Consider the following 17,282-nt stretch of genomic DNA (forward strand, 5'->3'; position numbering starts at 1 on the left):
GATGGATCAGTTTCGCGACACCGCTTCGGCGTTGCGGGAGCTCACGGAGTCGATGCGGCTCGACGAACCCCGCGACGAGTTGCTGGAACGGGTGGCGAAGAAGGTGGTGGGCCTGCTGCCCGGCGCGGACGCGGCCACGGTCACGCTGTACTCCGACGACGAGCCGAGCACCGTCGCCACCACCGACGAGTCCATGCTCCCCCTGGACAAGGCGCAGTACAGCGCGGACGAAGGTCCCTGCCTGAAGGCGGCCGAGAGCGGGACGATCGTCCGGACCCTGCTGGACGCCGACACGGCGAGCCGCTGGCCCGATTTCGCCACCGCCGCCGAGCAGCTCGGCGTGCGGACCGCGCTGGCCTGCCCGCTGTTCGTCCCCGACGAATCCCACTTCAGGCGGCGCGACAGCGAACCGCTGTCCGGCGCGCTCAACGTCTGGAGCTTCGAGGAGAACGCCTTCGACCCGGTCGAAGCGGCCCTGGTCGCGATGTTCACCTCGGCGATCTCCGCGATCGTCCTGACCGCGTCCCGCTGGGCCGCCGCCGAAAGACAGGCGGAGACCCTGGTCGCCGCGCTGGAGACCAGGGACGCCATCGCCACCGCGAAGGGAATCGTGATGGCACGTCTGGAGCTGAACGCCGAGGAAGCCTTCCGCTGGCTCACCGAGGCGTCACAGCACACGAACCGCAAGATCCGGGAGATCTCGGTGCTGATCGCCGAGGACCCGGGAACGGTTTTCGGCCGCTAGAGCGAGATCCGTCGGTTCTCGCGTGACGACTGGAGGCCGGCTTCGGCGAGACGGATACCCCGCACCCCTGCCATGAAGTCGTAGGGGTGCGGCGCGTCCTCCACGACGTGGCGGATGAACTGCTCCCACTGGGCGCGGAAACCGTTGCCGAAGTCCTCGTTGTCCGGCACTTCCTGCCACTGCGCGCGGTAGGACTGCGTCTCGGCCAGATCCGGGTTCCACACCGGCTTCGGGGTGGCCTCCCTCGGCTGGATGACGCATTTGTGCAGGCCCGCGACCGCGCTGCCCTTGGTGCCGTCGACCTGGAACTCGACCAGTTCGTCGCGGTGGACCCGCACGCACCAGGACGAGTTGAGCTGGGCGATGATCCCGCCTTCGAGCTCGAAGATCGCGTAGGCAGAGTCGTCGGCCGTCGCGGCGTACCGCTCGCCCTTCTCGTCGACGCGCTCCGGGATGTGGGTGACGGCCTTCGCGGTCACGGCGTTGACGGCGCCGAACAAGTTCTCCAGCACGTAGTTCCAGTGACAGAACATGTCGACGACGATGCCGCCGCCGTCCTCGGCGCGGTAGTTCCAGCTGGGACGCTGCGCCGCCTGCCAGTCGCCCTCGAAGACCCAGTACCCGAACTCGCCGCGCACGGAGAGGATCTGGCCGAAGAAGCCGCTGTCGATCAGCCGCTTCAGCTTGAGCAGGCCGGGCAGGTACAGCTTGTCGTGGATGACGCCGTTCTTGACCCCGGCGGCTTCGGCGTGCCGGGCCAGGGCGAGCGCGCCTTCGACCGACTCCGCGACCGGCTTCTCGGTGTAGATGTGCTTGCCCGCGTCGATGGCGCGGACGATCGACTTCTCGCGGACGGCGGTCAGCTGCGCGTCGAAGTAGAGCGGGAAGTCGTCGTCGCCGAGCGCGGCGTCGAGGTCGGTGGTCCAGCGGGTCAGCCCGTGTCGCTTGGCGATCTCTTCGAGCTTGTCCGCGTTGCGCCCCACCAGTACCGGCTCAAGCTGGACCCGCGAGCCGTCGGAGAGTTCGACCCCGCCCGCCTCCCTGATCGCCAGGACCGAGCGCACCAGGTGCTGCCGATAGCCCATCCGCCCGGTGACGCCGTTCATCACGACGCCGAGTTTCCGCGTGGTCATCCGTTCTCCTTTGAAAGCGCTTTCCTGCACCTATCCTGAAAGCGCTTTCTCATACTGTCAAGACCGGAGGGGACGGAAGGGGACTTTCCCCACATGCGACGCGGCGAAGGGAGCTTTCACCGCGTCAGATGCGGGGAAGGTTCCCTTCAGCTCACGAGGCGGCCGGGTCGTAGGCGCGGACGGCGTCGAGGTACTCGGTGATGGCGTCCCGGTTGCGGAGCAGGCATTCGGCACGCCTGGTCATCCGGTCGCGTTCGGCCTCCAGGGTTTCCAGCATCTCCCTGGTCGCGTCCGGGAAGTAGATCTGCCGGGGCTTGTCCAGGCACGGCAGGATCTGCTTGATGATCCTGGTCGGCAGCCCGGCGTCGAGCAGGCCGCGGACCTGGACGACCCTGTCGACCGACGGCTCGCCGTAGTCGCGGTAGCCGTTGGCCTGCCGCTCGGAGATGATGAGACCCTGCTCCTCGTAGTACCGCAGCAGACGGCGCGACGTCCCCGTCCGCTCCGACAGCTCCCCTATCCGCATGTGCGCCACCTCACCCCGGCCGACTTGACCATCACATCTATGTGATGGTTCGAGCATACGGTTCATGACTCCGAAACTCCCCCTCGGCGCGCTGCTGGCGCTGACCACGGCGGCGTTCGTCACCGTCCTCACCGAGGCCCTGCCCGCGGGCGTGCTGCCCGCGATGAGCGCCGGCCTCGGCGTCGGCGAAGCGGCGACAGGTCAGCTGGTGACGGTGTACGCGATCGGCACCGCCCTCACCGCGATCCCCCTGTCCGCCGCGACGGCCGGCTGGCGCCGCAAACGCTTGCTCCTGGCCGGAGTGGTCGGTTTCGCCGTCGCCAACACGGTCACGGCACTGTCCACGAACTACCCGTTGACCCTCGGCGCGCGGTTCGTCGCCGGGATCGCGGCGGGCGTCGTCTGGGCGCTGCTGACCGGATACGCCCGGCGGCTGGCGCCGGAACCGGTACGGGGCAAGGCGATCGCCGTCGTGATGACCGGTATCCCGCTCGCGCTCTCGCTCGGCATCCCCGCGGGCACGTTCCTGGGCGGCGCCTTCGGCTGGCAGGTGACGTTCGCGATCATGTCGGTGCTCGCGCTCGGCCTGCTCGGCTGGATCGCGCTGGCCGTCCCCGACTTCCCGGGACAGGACAAGGGCGGCAGGCTCCCGGTGCGCGGGACGCTCGCCGTGCCGGGTGTGGCCGCGGTCCTGTTCGTGACGCTGACCTTCGTGCTGGCGCACAACATCCTCTACACCTACATCGCCACCTTCCTCGAACACGTGTCGATGGGCGACTCGGTCGATCTGATCCTGCTGGTGTTCGGGCTGGCGTCGATGGTCAGCATCTGGATCGTCGGCCTCCTGATCGACCGGCGGCTGCGGCCGCTGACCGTCGGAGCCACCCTTCTCGTGGCGCTCGGCGCGACGATCTTGGCTCTGCTGGGCGAAAGTCCGGCGCTGGTCTACGTCGCCGTGACGCTGTGGGGACTCGGCTGGGGCGGCGTCCCGACGCTGCTGCAGACCGCCGCCGCGCAGGCGGGCGACAAGGGCGGCGCGGCGGACATCGCGCAGGCCATGCTGGTCACCCTGTGGAACGCGGCGATGGCGGGCGGCGGCATCGCCGGTGGCGTCCTCCTCGACGGTTTCGGCGCCGAGTCGTTCCCCTGGAGCGTCCTGGCGCTGCTCGTGCCGACCCTGGCCGTCGTGCTGGTGGCGCGACGGCACGGGTTCACAGCGGCAGCTCCGGATGGCTCCGGATCGCCTCGAGAACCAGGTCGACAGCGGCGCGAGGTGCGGACCCGCGCCTGATCGCGGCGGTGATGGCGCGAGTGACCGGCGTCGCGAGCTCACGGGTGGCGACGCGGTAGCGCTTGTCGACGGCGAGGCCGGGCAGGAGGGCGATCGCGAGCCCGGCTTCGACGTGCTGCAGGGTCATCATGTAGTTGCTGTACCGGGCGACCACTCGGGGCTCGAAGCCCGCTTCGCGACAGAGCCGGGTGGCAAGGTTCGCCATGTAGGACTGCGGGATGTCGAACGCCCAGGGCTCGCTCGCGTAGGCGGCGAGATCGGCGGGACCCCGGCCGGCGGCCGGATGGCCGGGCGGGACGACGAGCACGATCGGGTCGGCCGCGAGCGGCACGAGGTCGATGTCCGGCCCCAGCGGCTGTTCGACGAAGTCCGTGGTGGTGACGATGACGTCGACGTCGCCGACGCGGAGCGCGGGCATGCTGACGTGCGGTTCGAGTTCGAGCAGTTCGATGTCCAGCTGCGGATGCGAGCGGGCCAGCCGGGTCACCGCGGGGACGGCGATGGTGTGGATCGCGCTCTGGAAGGCGCCGAGGCGGACGAGCCCCGCCGTCGCGTCGCCGAGGCCGCGCAACTCGGCCTCGACGGTGTCCATGTGGTCGAGGATCGCTCTCGCGCGACGGGCCAGCAACAGCCCGGCCGGGGTCAGCCGGACCCTGCGGCCGGTGCGTTCCAGCAGCCGCGTGTGCGTCTCGGCCTCGAGGACCGCGAGTTGCTGGGACACGCTCGACGCGCTCAGGTTGGCCGCCTTCGCGACCGCGCGGACGGTGCCGAGCGTGTCCAGCCGGCTCAGCAGGCTGAGTCTCCAAGGGTTGAGCATGACGTCCATTGTTGTACGGATCAGCCGAACAGCACAGCCGGAATCGTGAGATGGACGTGTCGCTCGGATCCGGCTTACCGTCGAAGCATGGCTGCTCCGATCACCGACCCGTCCACCGCCGAACGTTTCTGGGCCGACGCCGACAGGCACCTCGTGCGTTACGCCGGGGCCGGCGACTTCACCCGCGAGATCATCGACCACGCCGCCGGGAGCTATCTGTTCACCGAGTCCGGACGGCGGATCCTCGACTTCACGTCCGGGCAGATGAGCGCGATCCTCGGGCATTCGCATCCCGAGATCGTCGAGACCGTGCGACGGCAGATCGGCTCGCTCGACCATCTGTTCAGCGGGATGCTGAGCCGTCCCGTCGTCGACCTCGCGCGGCGGCTGGCCGAGACTTTGCCGTCACCGCTGGAAAAGGCACTGCTGCTGACCACCGGGGCGGAGTCGAACGAAGCCGCGATCCGGATGGCGAAACTGGTGACGGGGAAGCACGAGATCGTTTCGTTCGCCCGGTCGTGGCACGGGATGACGCAGGCTGCGGCGAACGCGACCTACAGCGCGGGCCGCAAGGGCTACGGCCCGACCGCGCCGGGCAACTTCGCCATTCCCTCGCCGAACTCCTATCGGCCGGACTTCCTTACGGCTGAAGGAGATCTGGACTGGCGGCGCCAGCTCGACTTCGGCTTCGAGATGATCGACGCCCAGTCCGTCGGCAGCCTCGCGGCTTGCATCGTCGAACCGATCCTCAGCTCCGGCGGCATCATCGAGCCGCCGCCCGGCTATTTCGCGGCCTTGCAGGAGAAGTGCCGCGAACGCGGAATGCTGCTGATCCTCGACGAAGCCCAGACAGGTTTGTGCCGCACGGGAAACTGGTACGCCTTCGAACGCGACGGCGTCGTCCCCGACATCCTGACGCTGTCCAAGACGCTCGGCGCCGGGCTCCCGCTGGCGGCCGTGATCACCAGCGCGGAGATCGAGCAGGAGGCGCACGACCGCGGCTACCTGTTCTTCACCACGCACGTCGCGGACCCGCTGGTGGCGGCCGTCGGGAACACCGTGCTCGACGTCCTCACCCGCGACCGCCTCGACGAACGCGCGACCGAATTGGGCGCCTTCCTCCGCCACGGCCTCGACAACCTCGCCGACCGTCATCCCGTCATCGGCGACATCCGCGGCCGGGGCCTGCTGGTCGGCGTGGAACTCGTCGTGGACCGTGCCACGAAACAGAGCTCCGACGAACTGGGCGCACTGGTCACGCGGCGTTGTCTCGAACTGGGGCTGCACATGAACATCGTGCAGCTGCCGGGGATGGGCGGGGTCTTCCGGATCGCTCCCCCGCTGACGGCGACGGAAGACGAACTGGCGGAAGGGCTGGGTGTGCTGGACCAGGCGATCGGGGACGCGTTGTCACTTTCGTAACGTCTTCATATCCGTGCGAAAATTACCGTTTCACAGTTCCCGCGCACTCCTGACGACGACCCGATCTTAGGCCAAATCGGTTAATCCGAAACACCGATGTATTAGTCCTCGCCGGAATCCCGGCGGCTCCCCCTTCGGCTGTCTATAGTCGACGCTCACAATGGGCGCGGTCGAATCGGGGAGCCGCGCGGGGAGGGGGGCCGATGCCTGCCGGCATACCCCGAATATCCGGACTCGGTTCGATTACCGGCGGTCTGGTCGAGGAACTGCTCACCCGCCCGAAAGGGCAGAGCCGCGCCCTGCCCGTCGTGGTCGCGCTCGGCGCGCGCGGTACCGGGAAGTCCGCGTTGCTCGACGCGATCGCCGAACGCTGCGAAGAAATTCCGCACGCCTATCTCGATTTCGAACGCCACGGGCGGGAGAACATCCAGCCGCGGGAACTGCTCGTGCATCTGGCGTTCGACCTCGGCAGGCACCGGAAGCAATTCGGCAGACTGGCGTTTCCCCGGTTGTGGCTCTGCATGCTCGTGCTGAGCGCGCCGGTGGAACTGCGCGACCGCCGCGCCGCGCTGCGCAAGATCCGTGAACTGCTGGCGGAGAACCAGCCGCTCGAACAGAACCGGGAAACGATCGTCGACGTCGTGCGTCTCGTCGGCGGGGTCGCCCCGGCGGGCGGGTTGAAGGGCTGGCCAGAGGCCACCGATCTCCTGCTCCGCGGCCTCGGCTGGTACGGCAGGCGGCGGCTCGCGGGCAAGATCAAGGCGCTGCCCGCCGGTTCCGGCAACCGCGAGGACTTCCTCATCGAGATCGCCAAGCAGGCCCGAGGCGACGACGAGGATCGTGCCGCCGTCGACGGCATCTTCTGCGACGCCTTCCTCACCGATCTGCGCCTGGGCTACCAGGGCGTCAACCGGTCCCGCCGCACGCTCAACAGCGTCGTCCTGCTGGACAACACGCATACGCCGGGCGGCCAGGTCTTCCTGCGGGCCTTGACCGAGGCACGGCATCGCTCCGGCGGGGAGCCCGACCCGCTGGTCGTGATCGCCACCAGTCGCCGGTGGAATCCGGATTGGAACGAGAGCTGGTCACTGCTGACCCCCCAGCGCGGCACCCCGCCGCGAAGACGGCCGTCCGGTCACCGGACGGACGAACTGCGGGCACCGGCGCCTCGGCGACCGTCCGATGTGGAATCGGACTGGGCGGCCGACGCGGCTCACCGGGATCCGCGCTGGTATCCGTGGTATCTCCTCGAACTGGGCACGCTTTCCGAGGACGACGTGGTGGACATCGTCGCCCGCGGCGACATCCATCCGACCTCGCGGCTGCCGCGTTTCCTTTACCGGCTCACCGATGGGCATCCCGGCGCGGTCGCCACCGCCTTCGACGTGTCGGCGGAGCTCTACGATTCCCGCACCCCGGCCGCTCTCCGCACCACGCTGCGGGCCACCGTCGAGACCGAGGACGGCGCCGCGACGACCTTGCTCGCCGCGGCGCGGGCCTATCTTCTGCAGGACCTGCCGGCCCCGAGCAGACAGGACCTCGTCACGGCGAGCGCCGCCCACGACGTGGAAACGCTGTTCCACAAGAACATCGTCGATCTGCGCAACGCCACCGAGGAAGGCGCGCTGTTCAAGGAACTCGGCGATCTCCTGTGGCTGCGGGCGGAACCCGGGGAGGAACTCCACTATGTCCTGCACCCCTGGCTGCGCCGGATCCTGTTGCAGGAGCTCGCTTCCCGCGGCGACGATCACCCGCTGAGCTGGGAGCGGGTGCACACCCGGTGCCGCGACTTCTACGAGAAACACGGGCAGACCGTGGCCGCGCGCTATCACGACCTGGCGCTGGAGAACGTCGGCGCGGTGGTCGCGCACCTGAGCAAACCGTTCGCCGACCGGCAGACGGAGTTCGACGTGGCGACCGCCGAGGCCTGGCTCGCCGAACTCGACGTCATCACCGCGGCGCCCAACCGGCTGGACGCGGGCACGGAATCGTACGAACAGCTGGAAGCGCACGCCGGGAACGCGGAAGGCGAACTGGAGACCACCCTCTCCTGGCTGGTGGTCGCGCTGTGGATCGCGGCGGATCCGCTCGGCGATCCGGGCGGGACGCTGAATTCGACCATCGAAGGCGGTTTCCATCAGCTGGCGCACGGCCGGGGGCGGGGATCCATCCTGTTGCACGAGAGGGCGGAGAGATACCGATGACCGCAGGGAGCGAGCGGATCAGGCCGCCACGTCCGACGTGGTCGAAGTGGCTGACGGCGGGCGGTGCCGTACTCCTGCTCGTCGTCGCGCTCGTGGTCGTGTTCGTCGTCGTCCCGGCGGTCGACGAGGCCGGGCGCAGCTGCGCGGACGGGGTGGAGAAGCGCGGCGAGTACGCCGAATGCGTCGGGGTCACGGACGGCAGTTACGCGTTCTCGCCGGATCTGTCCGATGTGGAGACACGCATCCGAGAGGAGAACGCTTCCGTCACCGGCTCGGGCAAGCCCTACGTGACGATCGCGCTCCTGCTGCCGATGACGTTGGTGGAGAACGACATCCTGTCCGCCGAATGGGTAAGGCACCAGGTCCAGGGCGCCTACATCGCGCAGCGCCGGGCGAACACCACCGGATCCTGGGGCAGCCTCCCCCTGATCCGGCTGCTGCTGGCCAACCCCGGCAGCCGCCTGGCCCAGTGGGAACCCGTCGTGGACGACCTCATCGGCCGGGTGGAGAGCGAACGTCTCGTCGCCGTCACCGGGATCGGCCTGAGCCTCGGCTCGGCACGCAGCGCCATCGAACGGTTGTCACAGCACAAGATCCCGGTCGTCGCCGCACCCGTGGCCGCCGACGAGTTCTCCGAGATCCCCGGTTTCATGCGGGTGTCGCCGACGAGTTCGACCTACGGGCTGGCCGCGGCGGGCTACGTCCGTCCCACCACGCGCACCGCGACGGTGGTGCGGGACGTCAACCCCGGCGACCTGTACCCGAAGACGCTAGCGACGGCGTTCACCGAACGGTTCGCGGACGACACCCACCGGATCGTCGGCCGCACCGAGGTGTACGACTCCAGCCTGCCGGGTATGGAGAACACCTTCCTGCAGATGATGCCGAACATCTGTGGCAACGAAGCGGAAGTGGTCTACTTCGCGGGCCGCGAAAACCATCTCGCCTCGTTCGTCGCGGAGCTCGCGCAACGCCCGTGCCTCGACCGGCCCATCACGGTGCTGACCGGCGACCTCGCGCTGGTCGGCCCGCCGAGCCCGGAAATGCGCCGGGGACTGGAATCCCGAGTGACCGTGCTGGGCCCGGGGCTGGCCCATCCCCGCGCGTGGACCACCGAACCGTCGGTGTTCAACCCCGCGGCCGTCGCGAGCTTCCAGGAAGATGGCTGTAAGGAGTGTTTCCGCGCGGTGTTCCCGAAGGAGCGGCTCGACGACGGGATCGCCATCCTTTCCCACGACGCGGTGCTCACCGTGGTGTGGGCGATCCGCGGCATCCCGAGGACAGCGCCCGCCCAGGTGACCGCGCAGGACGTGCTCCAGGCCAAGAACCGGTTGCACGGCAAGCTCGCGGTTCCCGGCGCGAGCGGCATGATCTCGTTCGACGATCGCGGTGACCCGGTGAACAAGACGGTGCCGATCCTGCGGGTGCGGGTCGACGACACCCCCGAGTACGTCCAGCTCTCCAGCCCGGCGGGCTGAGCCTCAGACCCGTGAGGTCTCCTTGCTGCGGGACAACAGGACGGCCACGATGCCGGCGGGGAAGAACATGAGCACGCCGTAGATCCCGGCGGGCACGGCCATCGTCTTGTCGCCGAGCACGGAGATCGCCACGGCGATCGCGAGGGTGGCGTTGTGGACGCCGATCTCCATGGCGGACGCGATCGACTGCCCGCGGTCCACCCGGAACAGCCGCGGCACGTAGTACCCGATCGCGAGGCTGAGCACGGAAAGCGCCAGCGCCACCGGCCCGAGCGTCCCGATGTTGTCCAGCAGGGTCCGGAACTCCTGCGCGATCGCGGCCGCGATCACCAGCACGAGCACCACGGCGGAGCCGATCTTGACCGGTTTGCGCATCCGCTCCGCCCAGCCGGTGAACCGGCTCCGCACCGCCATCCCGATCACCACCGGGATCAGCACGATCGCGAACACCTGCACGAACTTCGTGGGCTGGAGCCCGACAGAGGCACCGCCGTCGAGGAACCCGGCCATCGACAGGCCGACCACCAGCGGCAGCGTGAACACGGCCAGCACGGAGTTGATCGCCGTGAGCGTGACGTTGAGCGCGACGTCGCCGCCGGCGAGGTGACTGAACAGGTTCGCCGACGTCCCGCCGGGTGAGGCGACGAGCAACATCATCCCGACCGCGAGCACGCCTTCGAGGCCGAACAACAGGATGAGCCCGACGCAGATCGCGGGCAGCACGATCATCTGGCACACCAGCGCGATGACGGCGGCCTTCGGGTACTTCAGCACCCGCGTGAAGTCGCCGACCGTCAGGGTCAACCCGAGCCCGAACATGACGAGCGCCAGCGCGACGGGCAAGAGGATCGAAAACATCGCCGAACCCATCCAGGGGCCTCCGTCCGATATGCCCTTTTCAGCTCGGCAATCGTGCCAAGCGGCGAGAACCCGGTCAAGACACCGAAACCCAGACGTGACCCCACTTGACATTTTCGAGAGCAGTGCTCACTATAGTTATAAGCTCTAACGGACACGACAAGCAATCAGGGAGAACGAGATGAGCACGCTGACCGAGGTCGTACTGCCGGGCAAGGTCGAGCCGGAAGGCCTGGAGCTGCGGGAACGCCCGCTCCCCGAAGCCGGTCCCGGCCAGGTCGTGGTCGCGATGGAGGCGACCGGGGTCTCGTTCGCCGAGCAGCAGATGCGCCGCGGCAAGTACTACGACCAGCCGCCCTTCCCCTTCGTCCCCGGCTACGACCTGGTCGGCACGGTGCTGACCACCGGCGACGGGGTCGACAGCGGACTCACCGGCCGCCGGATCGCCGCGCTGACGAAGGTCGGGAGCTGGGCCAGCCACGTGGTCCTCGAAGCCGCCGACGTCGTGCCCGTCCCGGACGGTCTCGGCGCCGAGGAGGCCGAGACCGCGGTGGTCAACGGCATCACCGCCTGGCAGATGCTGCACCGCAAGGCCCGGGTGCGCGCCGGGCAGACGATCCTGGTCCACGGCGCGAACGGCGGGGTCGGCTCACTGCTGGTCCAGCTCGCCGCCCAGGCGGGTGTGCAGGTGATCGGCACGGCGTCGAAGCGGCACCACAAAGCGTTGCGGGGCTGGGGAGTCATGCCGATCGACTACCGGACCGAGGACGTCTCCGCCCGCGTCCGCGAGCTCGCGCCCGAGGGTGTCGACGCCGTCTTCGACCATGTCGGCGGCGCCAGCGTGCCCGCGTCGTGGAAGCTGCTCGCCCGCGGCGGCACGCTCGTTTCCTACGGCAGCGCCGCGACCCGCGACGACGAGGGCTCCAAGCAGTTGCCCGTGCTCAAGATCCTCGCCCGCGTGCTGCTGTGGAACACCCTGCCCAACGGCCGGAGCGCGTACTTCTTCAACGTCTGGGCAGGACGGTCCTTCGCCAAGAACCGGTTCCGTGCCCGCCTGCGCGAAGACCTCACCCAGGTCTTCGCCGCGCTCAAGGACGGCGCGATCACGGCTCAGGTCGCGGCGCGGCTGCCGTTGAGCCGGGTCGCGGAAGCGATGCGGCTGGCCGAATCCGGGACTGTCGCGGGCAAGGTGGTACTCACGCCGTAAGGGTTCGGTAACCGCGCGAACCCGGCGATCCGGACGGTTCGCGCGGTTGAATGACCCTCATGAAACGCAAGCGGGTGCTCGCCGTCCTGGCGGCCGGACTGGTGGTGGCGGTGGCCGCGGGCCTCTACTGGTTCCAGCCGTGGAAGCTCTGGGTGAACGAAACGGTCCAGGAGGCGCTTCCCCTGCCTCAAACCTCAGCGCGCACCTCCGAAAGTGCCGCGCCCGCCCCGAAAAAGCCCACGGTCGTGGCGACCGGCGAACTGATCGATCACGAGCACGCGACCAGCGGCGGTGTCCGGATCCTGCGCGCGGACGACGGATCACTGGTGCTGCGCCTGGAGAATCTCGACACGAGCAACGGCCCGGATCTGCGGGTCTGGCTCACCGACGCACCGGTGCTCCCCGGCAAGGACGGCTGGTTCGTGTTCGACGACGGAGCGCACGTGAGCGCCGGGAAACTCAAGGGCAACAAGGGAAGCCAGAACTACCCCCTGCCCGCGGGCACCGATCTGGCGCGGTACTCGAGCGTGACCATCTGGTGCGACCGGTTCGACGTGTCGTTCGGCGCGGCCCAGCTGACCAAAACCCTTTAGGCGAGCCGGTTCACCGCGTATTCCATTTCCGCGCGGACGGCGCGCAGATCGATTCCGCCGGGATCGATGATCGTGGCCACGGCGATCCCCCGCAGCTGTCCCACCAGCGCCGCCGCGTAGGCGTCCGGATCGCGGACGCCGGCGATGGACCCGTCCGCGATCCCGGCGGCGACGGTCTGCGCGATGGCGAACCGGTACCGGCGGTCGGCTTCGGTCATCGCCGACCGCACCGCCGGATCGCCGACCGTCGCGTCCGTCCAGAGCACCACGAACGCCCGGTTCAGCGGCGGCATGTCGGTGAGCAGTTCGAAGAAGATGTCCAGCAGCGCGCGCAGCATGTCCATCGGGCTCGGTGTCAGCCCGCCGGTCCGGGTGGCGACAGCGGCGCCGAAGAGGTCGGCGAATTTCTCCGCCGCGAACTCGACGAGCCGCTGTACCAGCGTTTCCTTGGAGCCGAACAGCTGGTAGACGATGGCGCTGTGATAGCCGGTCCTGGCGCAGATCATGCCGATCTTGAGCCGGGCGAAACCCGCCTCGCCGATCAGGCGGGCAGCGGTGTCGAGAATCCGCGCCCTGACGATCTCCTGGTCACGCTGGACCTGACGCTCCTCCGCAGACGAGTCCACGACGCGATCCTCCCATGACTTCCGGTTCGTCACCTGTTGACGCGGCGTTACGATCCGGACATGAGGATCGCCTTCTCCGCCGACGACCGGAACGCCACCACGGACGCCGTCCAGGCCTTCCTGGCCGAGGCCGGGCACGAGGTGATCCGCCCGGCGACGTCGGACGACTGGCCGGAACTCGGCTCGGCGGTGGGCAAGGCCGTCGCCGACGGCGAGGCCGACTTCGGCGTGGTGATGTGCTGGACCGGGACAGGCACGGCCATCGCGGCCAACAAGGTCCCCGGGGTGAGGGCGGCGCTGGCCTGGGACACCTGGATCGCCGCGGGCGCGCGCAAGTGGAACGACGCGAACGTGCTGGCGCTGAGCCTCAAACGGCTCGCCCCCGACGTGGCCGTCGAAATCACCGAGGTGTTCCTTTCCGGTATCGCGCCGGATCCCGACGAATCGGCGAATATCGCCCGGCTCGGGGAAATGGACGAATTCCGTCGGTGAACGGCACCGAACCTGTGAACGGTTAACGCTGTCGAACGTATTAGGCCGTTCGCGGGAAAATCACCACGCTGCGTAGTGACGCTTCCCATATTGGTCCAGACCACGTACCGTCTCCCGCAACAAAGCGTTCCGCATGGAGGTGGTCGATGAAGACGCATCCCCGCCTGCCCGGCTTCGGCCGCGGCAACGCGATGTCGCCGATTTCGCACTGACGAAATCCTTCTCCAAGATCATTTCCCTGCACCGTGTTGTAAGGAGTGAAATGTCAAGAAAGAGATGGCATCTGGTCGGCCTGTTCACGGCCGTCGCGGCACTGGCGGTCGGTCTGGTGACCGTGCCCGCGGCCGCGGCGGGTGGGGTCGGGGCCACGCTGACCAAGGGCTCGGATTGGGGCTCCGGCTGGGAAGGCAAGTACACGATCACGAACAACTCGGGATCGAGCCTCACCTCCTGGACCCTCGAGTTCGACCTCGCGGCGGGACATTCGATCGCTTCGCTGTGGGACGGTAGCTACACCGCCTCCGGCCAGCACGTGACCGTCAAGAACACCTGGAACGGCAACGTTTCCAACGGCGCTTCCGTCAGCTTCGGCTTCAACGTCAAGTACTCCGGCGCCTACACCGCGCCCGCGAACTGCAAGATCAACGGCGGCTCCTGCGACCCGGGTGGCGGCACCCCGACGACGAGCAACCCGCCCACGACCACGACTTCCAACCCCACGACGTCCAACCCCACGACGTCGAACCCGCCCACCACGACCACCACGAGCAACCCGCCGACCACGACGACTTCGAACCCGAACCCGGGCGCGAAGAAGAACCTCGGCTACTTCGTGCAGTGGGGCGTCTACGGGCGTAATTACCACGTGAAGAACATTCACACTTCCGGATCCGCGGCGAAGCTGACGCACATCAACTACGCGTTCGGCAACGTCACCAACGGCTCCTGCACGGCGAACGACGACACCTACGCCGACTACGACAAGTTCTACGACGCCGGGTCCAGTGTGGACGGTGTCGCGGACTCGTGGGACGCGGGCGCGATTCGCGGTAACTTCAACCAGCTGCGCAAGCTGAAGAAGATGTACCCGGGTCTGAAGGTGCTGTGGTCGTTCGGTGGCTGGACCTGGTCCGGCGGCTTCGGCCAGGCGGCGAAGAACCCGGCCGCGTTCGCGGAATCCTGCTACAAGCTGATCAAGGACCCGCGGTGGGCCGATGTCTTCGACGGCATCGACATCGACTGGGAGTACCCGAACGCCTGTGGTCTCACCTGTGACACCAGCGGCCCCGCCGCCATCAAGAACGTGTCGCAGGCGCTGCGCACCAAGTTCGGCTCCTCGTTCCTGGTCACCGCCGCGATCACCGCGGACGCCAGCACCGGCGGCAAGATCGACTCCGCCGACTACGGCCCCGCGTCGGCGTACCTCGACTGGTACAACGTCATGACCTATGACTTCTTCGGCGCCTGGGCGGCGCAGGGTCCGACGGCCCCGCACTCGCCGCTGACCGCGTACCCCGGCATCCCGCAGCAGGGCTTCAACACCGACGACGCCATCCAGAAGCTCAAGTCCAAGGGCGTCCCGGCGAACAAACTGTTGCTGGGTATCGGTTTCTACGGCCGTGGCTGGACCGGCGTCACACAGGACGCCCCTGGCGGCACCGCGACCGGCGCGGCACCTGGCACCTATGAAGCGGGCATCGAGGACTACAAGGTCCTGAAGAACTCCTGCCCGGCAACCGGCACGATCGCGGGCACCGCGTACGCGAAGTGCGGCAACAACTGGTGGAGCTACGACACTCCCGCAACCATCAATTCGAAGATGGGCTGGGCCAAGAACCAGGGTCTCGGCGGCGCGTTCTTCTGGGAACTCACCGGCGACACCGGCAACGGCGAGCTCGTCACGGCCATGCGTAACGGCCTTAACTGAGAGGTTTGACAGTGGCTAAGCGGACTTGGATCCAGGCCGTGGGCCTGGCCGCCGCTGCCGCAACAGCCGGCGCGGTCCTCGTGATCGCGCCGGCTTCCGCGGCCGGCGGCGTCGGCGCCGCCTTCAGCAAGGGCTCCGATTGGGGCTCCGGCTGGGAGGGCAAGTACACGATCAGCAACAACTCCGGATCGAGCCTTCCCACGTGGACGGTCGAATTCGACCTTCCCGCGGGACATTCGATCGCCTCGCTGTGGGACGGCAGCTACTCCGCCTCCGGACAGCACGTGACGGTGAAGAACACCTGGAACGGCAACCTCGGCAACGGGGGCAGCACCAGTTTCGGGTTCAACGTCAAGTACTCCGGAAGCTACGTCGCCCCGGCGAACTGCAAGATCAACGGCGGCTCGTGTGATCCGGGCGGTGGCGGGCCGACGACGACGCCGACCACTCCCACGACCACCTCCTCGCCGACGACCACCACGTCGACGTCGAACCCGCCCACGACGACCACGAGCAACCCGCCGCTGCCCGGCGGCCGTGGCGCGCCGTATCTGTACATGGGCTGGGGCAGCCCGCCGAACCCGCAGACGGTCATGAACGCGACCGGGATCAAGTGGTTCACCCTGGCGTTCGTGCTGGCTTCGAACGGCTGCAACCCCGCTTGGGACGGCAGCCGTCCGCTGCAGGGCGGCGTCGACGCGAACGCGATCGCGCAGATCAAGGCCGCGGGCGGGCAGATCGTGCCGTCCTTCGGCGGCTGGAGCGGCAACAAGCTCGGCCCGAACTGCTCGACGCCGGAACTGCTCGCCGGTGCCTACCAGAAGGTGATCGACGCCTACGGTCTCAAGGCGATCGACATCGACATCGAGAACACCGACGAGTTCGAGAACGCGACCGTGCAGGACCGTGTCCTCAACGCGTTGAAGATCGTGAAGGCGAAGAACGCCGGTATCCAGACCATTCTCACCTTCGGCACGACGACCAGCGGCCCGAACTCCTGGGGCAACCGGCTCATCGACCAGTCGAAGGCGCTGAACGCCGGTGTCGACGTCTACACGATCATGCCGTTCGACTTCGGCGGCGGCGCGGACATGTACGGCAACACCATCAAGGCCTCGAACGGCTTGCGGGACAAGCTGAAGTCGACCTTCGGGTGGGATGACGCCACGGCGTACAGCCACCTGGGCATCAGCGGGATGAACGGTCTGTCGGACCAGCAGGAGCTGACGAGTCTCGACGCCTGGACCAAGATCACCAACTGGTCCAAGACGAACAAGATCGCCCGGCTCGCGTTCTGGTCGGCCAACCGTGACCGGCCCTGTCCCGGTGGCGGGGTCGCCGAGAACTGCAGTGGCATCGCACAGAACGACTGGGACTTCACGCGGATCACCGCGGGCTTCTGACGTCCCTCCCCCGGTGGGCTGAAAGGGCCCATAACCGCATCTGACGTGGCGAAGAGAGCTTTCGCCACGTCAGATGCGGGGAAAGTCCCCTTCAGCCCCCGACTCCCCGAACTGCGGGCCCGCGCCGAGCTGCACGGTGCGGGCCCGCTCCTTTTCGTCCTCTGAATGCGGCACTTCGCGGGCCCGGCACTTACTCAAGCCCGCGTCCCAGCTCCGGCCAGGCCGTCATGTCCCCAATGCGGCGTTGGGGACGCTGGATGCTCCCAACGCCACATTGGGCGCACCCAAGAGCAACAGCAGGCACCCGACGCCCCGCGTTTCGTCCTCTGAATGCGGGCAGAGGGCGGGACGAACTCGCGCTGGGTGTTCGGCCTGGCCGAAGCGCGCAGGGCGAAGGGGACTTTCGCCGCATCGCATGCATGGAGGGCATCCCCTCACACCAAAAGGGGTCGTGGGGGTTTTGTGTTTTTGTTACCGGCCGAAGCGACCCACAGAAAGGCCCCCCCGAAAAACCCCCCCCCGCCGGCGCAGGACAGACCCGCCCAGAGGGGCGGGCGGGG

Annotated in this window: 15 protein-coding genes; 10 read left to right on the top strand and 5 right to left on the bottom strand. The window is 68.1% G+C overall.

From position 1 onward, the window contains the following. Position 1: 1 nt before the first annotated feature. Complete coding sequence (locus ACZ6YV_RS06510; protein WP_465508669.1) at positions 2 to 745, top strand: GAF and ANTAR domain-containing protein; 744 nt, start codon at positions 2 to 4, stop codon at positions 743 to 745. On the opposite strand, the gene ACZ6YV_RS06515 is transcribed toward ACZ6YV_RS06510, so the two are convergent. After that, positions 742 to 1,878: a Gfo/Idh/MocA family protein gene (locus tag ACZ6YV_RS06515; protein WP_465508670.1), complete on the bottom strand. Its 1,137-nt coding sequence runs from the start codon at positions 1,876 to 1,878 to the stop codon at positions 742 to 744. The two genes, ACZ6YV_RS06510 and ACZ6YV_RS06515, sit on opposite strands and share 4 nt — an antisense overlap. Before the next feature lie 151 nt (positions 1,879 to 2,029). Beyond that, entirely contained in the window at positions 2,030 to 2,404 is a 375-nt protein-coding gene (locus tag ACZ6YV_RS06520) for a MerR family transcriptional regulator (protein ID WP_465508671.1), read from the bottom strand. 64 nt (positions 2,405 to 2,468) lie between these two features. Between ACZ6YV_RS06520 and ACZ6YV_RS06525 the strand changes: the two genes are divergently transcribed. Further along, the gene (locus tag ACZ6YV_RS06525; RefSeq protein WP_465508672.1) at positions 2,469 to 3,695 is read left to right on the top strand and encodes an MFS transporter; all 1,227 of its coding nucleotides are present in this window, start codon (positions 2,469 to 2,471) and stop codon (positions 3,693 to 3,695) included. Here ACZ6YV_RS06525 and ACZ6YV_RS06530 read toward each other — a convergent pair. Continuing rightward, positions 3,616 to 4,512: a LysR family transcriptional regulator gene (locus ACZ6YV_RS06530; protein ID WP_465508673.1), complete on the bottom strand. Its 897-nt coding sequence runs from the start codon at positions 4,510 to 4,512 to the stop codon at positions 3,616 to 3,618. The two genes, ACZ6YV_RS06525 and ACZ6YV_RS06530, sit on opposite strands and share 80 nt — an antisense overlap. Positions 4,513 to 4,599: 87 nt before the next feature. On the opposite strand from ACZ6YV_RS06530, the gene ACZ6YV_RS06535 reads away from it, so the two are divergent. The 3 genes from ACZ6YV_RS06535 (at position 4,600) to ACZ6YV_RS06545 (ending at position 9,616) form a co-directional block, all read left to right on the top strand. Next, the gene (locus ACZ6YV_RS06535) at positions 4,600 to 5,934 is read left to right on the top strand and encodes an aspartate aminotransferase family protein (RefSeq protein ID WP_465508674.1); all 1,335 of its coding nucleotides are present in this window, start codon (positions 4,600 to 4,602) and stop codon (positions 5,932 to 5,934) included. A 203-nt stretch (positions 5,935 to 6,137) separates the two neighbouring features. Beyond that, on the top strand, positions 6,138 to 8,138 hold the full coding sequence (locus ACZ6YV_RS06540; protein ID WP_465508675.1) for a hypothetical protein: 2,001 nt from the start codon (positions 6,138 to 6,140) through the stop codon (positions 8,136 to 8,138). Beyond that, complete coding sequence (locus tag ACZ6YV_RS06545; RefSeq protein WP_465508676.1) at positions 8,135 to 9,616, top strand: type 1 periplasmic-binding domain-containing protein; 1,482 nt, start codon at positions 8,135 to 8,137, stop codon at positions 9,614 to 9,616. The genes ACZ6YV_RS06540 and ACZ6YV_RS06545 overlap by 4 nt, the downstream gene beginning before the upstream one ends. A 3-nt stretch (positions 9,617 to 9,619) precedes the next feature. Here ACZ6YV_RS06545 and ACZ6YV_RS06550 read toward each other — a convergent pair whose 3' ends face one another. Next, positions 9,620 to 10,474 carry a bile acid:sodium symporter family protein gene (locus tag ACZ6YV_RS06550; RefSeq protein WP_465508677.1) on the bottom strand — a complete coding sequence of 285 codons (855 nt, stop codon included), beginning with the start codon at positions 10,472 to 10,474 and terminating at the stop codon, positions 9,620 to 9,622. A 181-nt stretch (positions 10,475 to 10,655) separates the two neighbouring features. Here ACZ6YV_RS06550 and ACZ6YV_RS06555 point away from each other — a divergent pair, with 181 nt between their 5' ends. Both ACZ6YV_RS06555 and ACZ6YV_RS06560 read left to right on the top strand, forming a co-directional pair. Next, entirely contained in the window at positions 10,656 to 11,681 is a 1,026-nt protein-coding gene (locus tag ACZ6YV_RS06555; protein WP_465508678.1) for a medium chain dehydrogenase/reductase family protein, read from the top strand. 59 nt (positions 11,682 to 11,740) lie between these two features. Then, a complete protein-coding gene (locus ACZ6YV_RS06560; RefSeq protein WP_465508679.1) occupies positions 11,741 to 12,274 on the top strand; it encodes a DM13 domain-containing protein in 534 nt (177 codons plus the stop codon). Here the strand turns inward: ACZ6YV_RS06560 and ACZ6YV_RS06565 are convergent. Continuing rightward, entirely contained in the window at positions 12,271 to 12,900 is a 630-nt protein-coding gene (locus ACZ6YV_RS06565) for a TetR/AcrR family transcriptional regulator (protein WP_465508680.1), read from the bottom strand. The genes ACZ6YV_RS06560 and ACZ6YV_RS06565 overlap by 4 nt on opposite strands. 60 nt (positions 12,901 to 12,960) lie before the next feature. Here ACZ6YV_RS06565 and ACZ6YV_RS06570 point away from each other — a divergent pair, with 60 nt between their 5' ends. From ACZ6YV_RS06570 to ACZ6YV_RS06580, 3 genes are all read left to right on the top strand, one after another. Next, positions 12,961 to 13,392, top strand: a complete 432-nt coding sequence (locus ACZ6YV_RS06570) for an RpiB/LacA/LacB family sugar-phosphate isomerase (protein ID WP_465508681.1) — start codon at positions 12,961 to 12,963, stop codon at positions 13,390 to 13,392. A gap of 262 nt (positions 13,393 to 13,654) precedes the next feature. Then, positions 13,655 to 15,319: a glycosyl hydrolase family 18 protein gene (locus ACZ6YV_RS06575; protein WP_465508682.1), complete on the top strand. Its 1,665-nt coding sequence runs from the start codon at positions 13,655 to 13,657 to the stop codon at positions 15,317 to 15,319. Between the two features lie 11 nt (positions 15,320 to 15,330). Then, positions 15,331 to 16,722, top strand: coding sequence for a cellulose binding domain-containing protein (locus ACZ6YV_RS06580; RefSeq protein WP_465508683.1), 1,392 nt, complete (start codon positions 15,331 to 15,333; stop codon positions 16,720 to 16,722). Positions 16,723 to 17,282: the final 560 nt, after the last annotated feature.

The sequence above is a fragment of the Amycolatopsis sp. NPDC102522 genome, assembly GCF_055584485.1.

Excerpts from the sequence above, each read along its gene's own strand:
- ACZ6YV_RS06570 (WP_465508681.1), top strand. The coding sequence starts at position 12,961 with ATGAGGATCGCCTTCTCCGCCGACGACCGGAACGCCACCACGGACGCC.
- ACZ6YV_RS06540 (WP_465508675.1), top strand. The coding sequence starts at position 6,138 with ATGCCTGCCGGCATACCCCGAATATCCGGACTCGGTTCGATTACCGGC.
- ACZ6YV_RS06515 (WP_465508670.1), bottom strand. The coding sequence starts at position 1,878 with ATGACCACGCGGAAACTCGGCGTCGTGATGAACGGCGTCACCGGGCGG.
- ACZ6YV_RS06520 (WP_465508671.1), bottom strand. The coding sequence starts at position 2,404 with ATGCGGATAGGGGAGCTGTCGGAGCGGACGGGGACGTCGCGCCGTCTG.
- ACZ6YV_RS06560 (WP_465508679.1), top strand. The coding sequence starts at position 11,741 with ATGAAACGCAAGCGGGTGCTCGCCGTCCTGGCGGCCGGACTGGTGGTG.
- ACZ6YV_RS06575 (WP_465508682.1), top strand. The coding sequence starts at position 13,655 with ATGTCAAGAAAGAGATGGCATCTGGTCGGCCTGTTCACGGCCGTCGCG.
- ACZ6YV_RS06530 (WP_465508673.1), bottom strand. The coding sequence starts at position 4,512 with ATGCTCAACCCTTGGAGACTCAGCCTGCTGAGCCGGCTGGACACGCTC.
- ACZ6YV_RS06545 (WP_465508676.1), top strand. The coding sequence starts at position 8,135 with ATGACCGCAGGGAGCGAGCGGATCAGGCCGCCACGTCCGACGTGGTCG.
- ACZ6YV_RS06535 (WP_465508674.1), top strand. The coding sequence starts at position 4,600 with ATGGCTGCTCCGATCACCGACCCGTCCACCGCCGAACGTTTCTGGGCC.
- ACZ6YV_RS06510 (WP_465508669.1), top strand. The coding sequence starts at position 2 with ATGGATCAGTTTCGCGACACCGCTTCGGCGTTGCGGGAGCTCACGGAG.
- ACZ6YV_RS06525 (WP_465508672.1), top strand. The coding sequence starts at position 2,469 with ATGACTCCGAAACTCCCCCTCGGCGCGCTGCTGGCGCTGACCACGGCG.
- ACZ6YV_RS06550 (WP_465508677.1), bottom strand. The coding sequence starts at position 10,474 with ATGTTTTCGATCCTCTTGCCCGTCGCGCTGGCGCTCGTCATGTTCGGG.
- ACZ6YV_RS06555 (WP_465508678.1), top strand. The coding sequence starts at position 10,656 with ATGAGCACGCTGACCGAGGTCGTACTGCCGGGCAAGGTCGAGCCGGAA.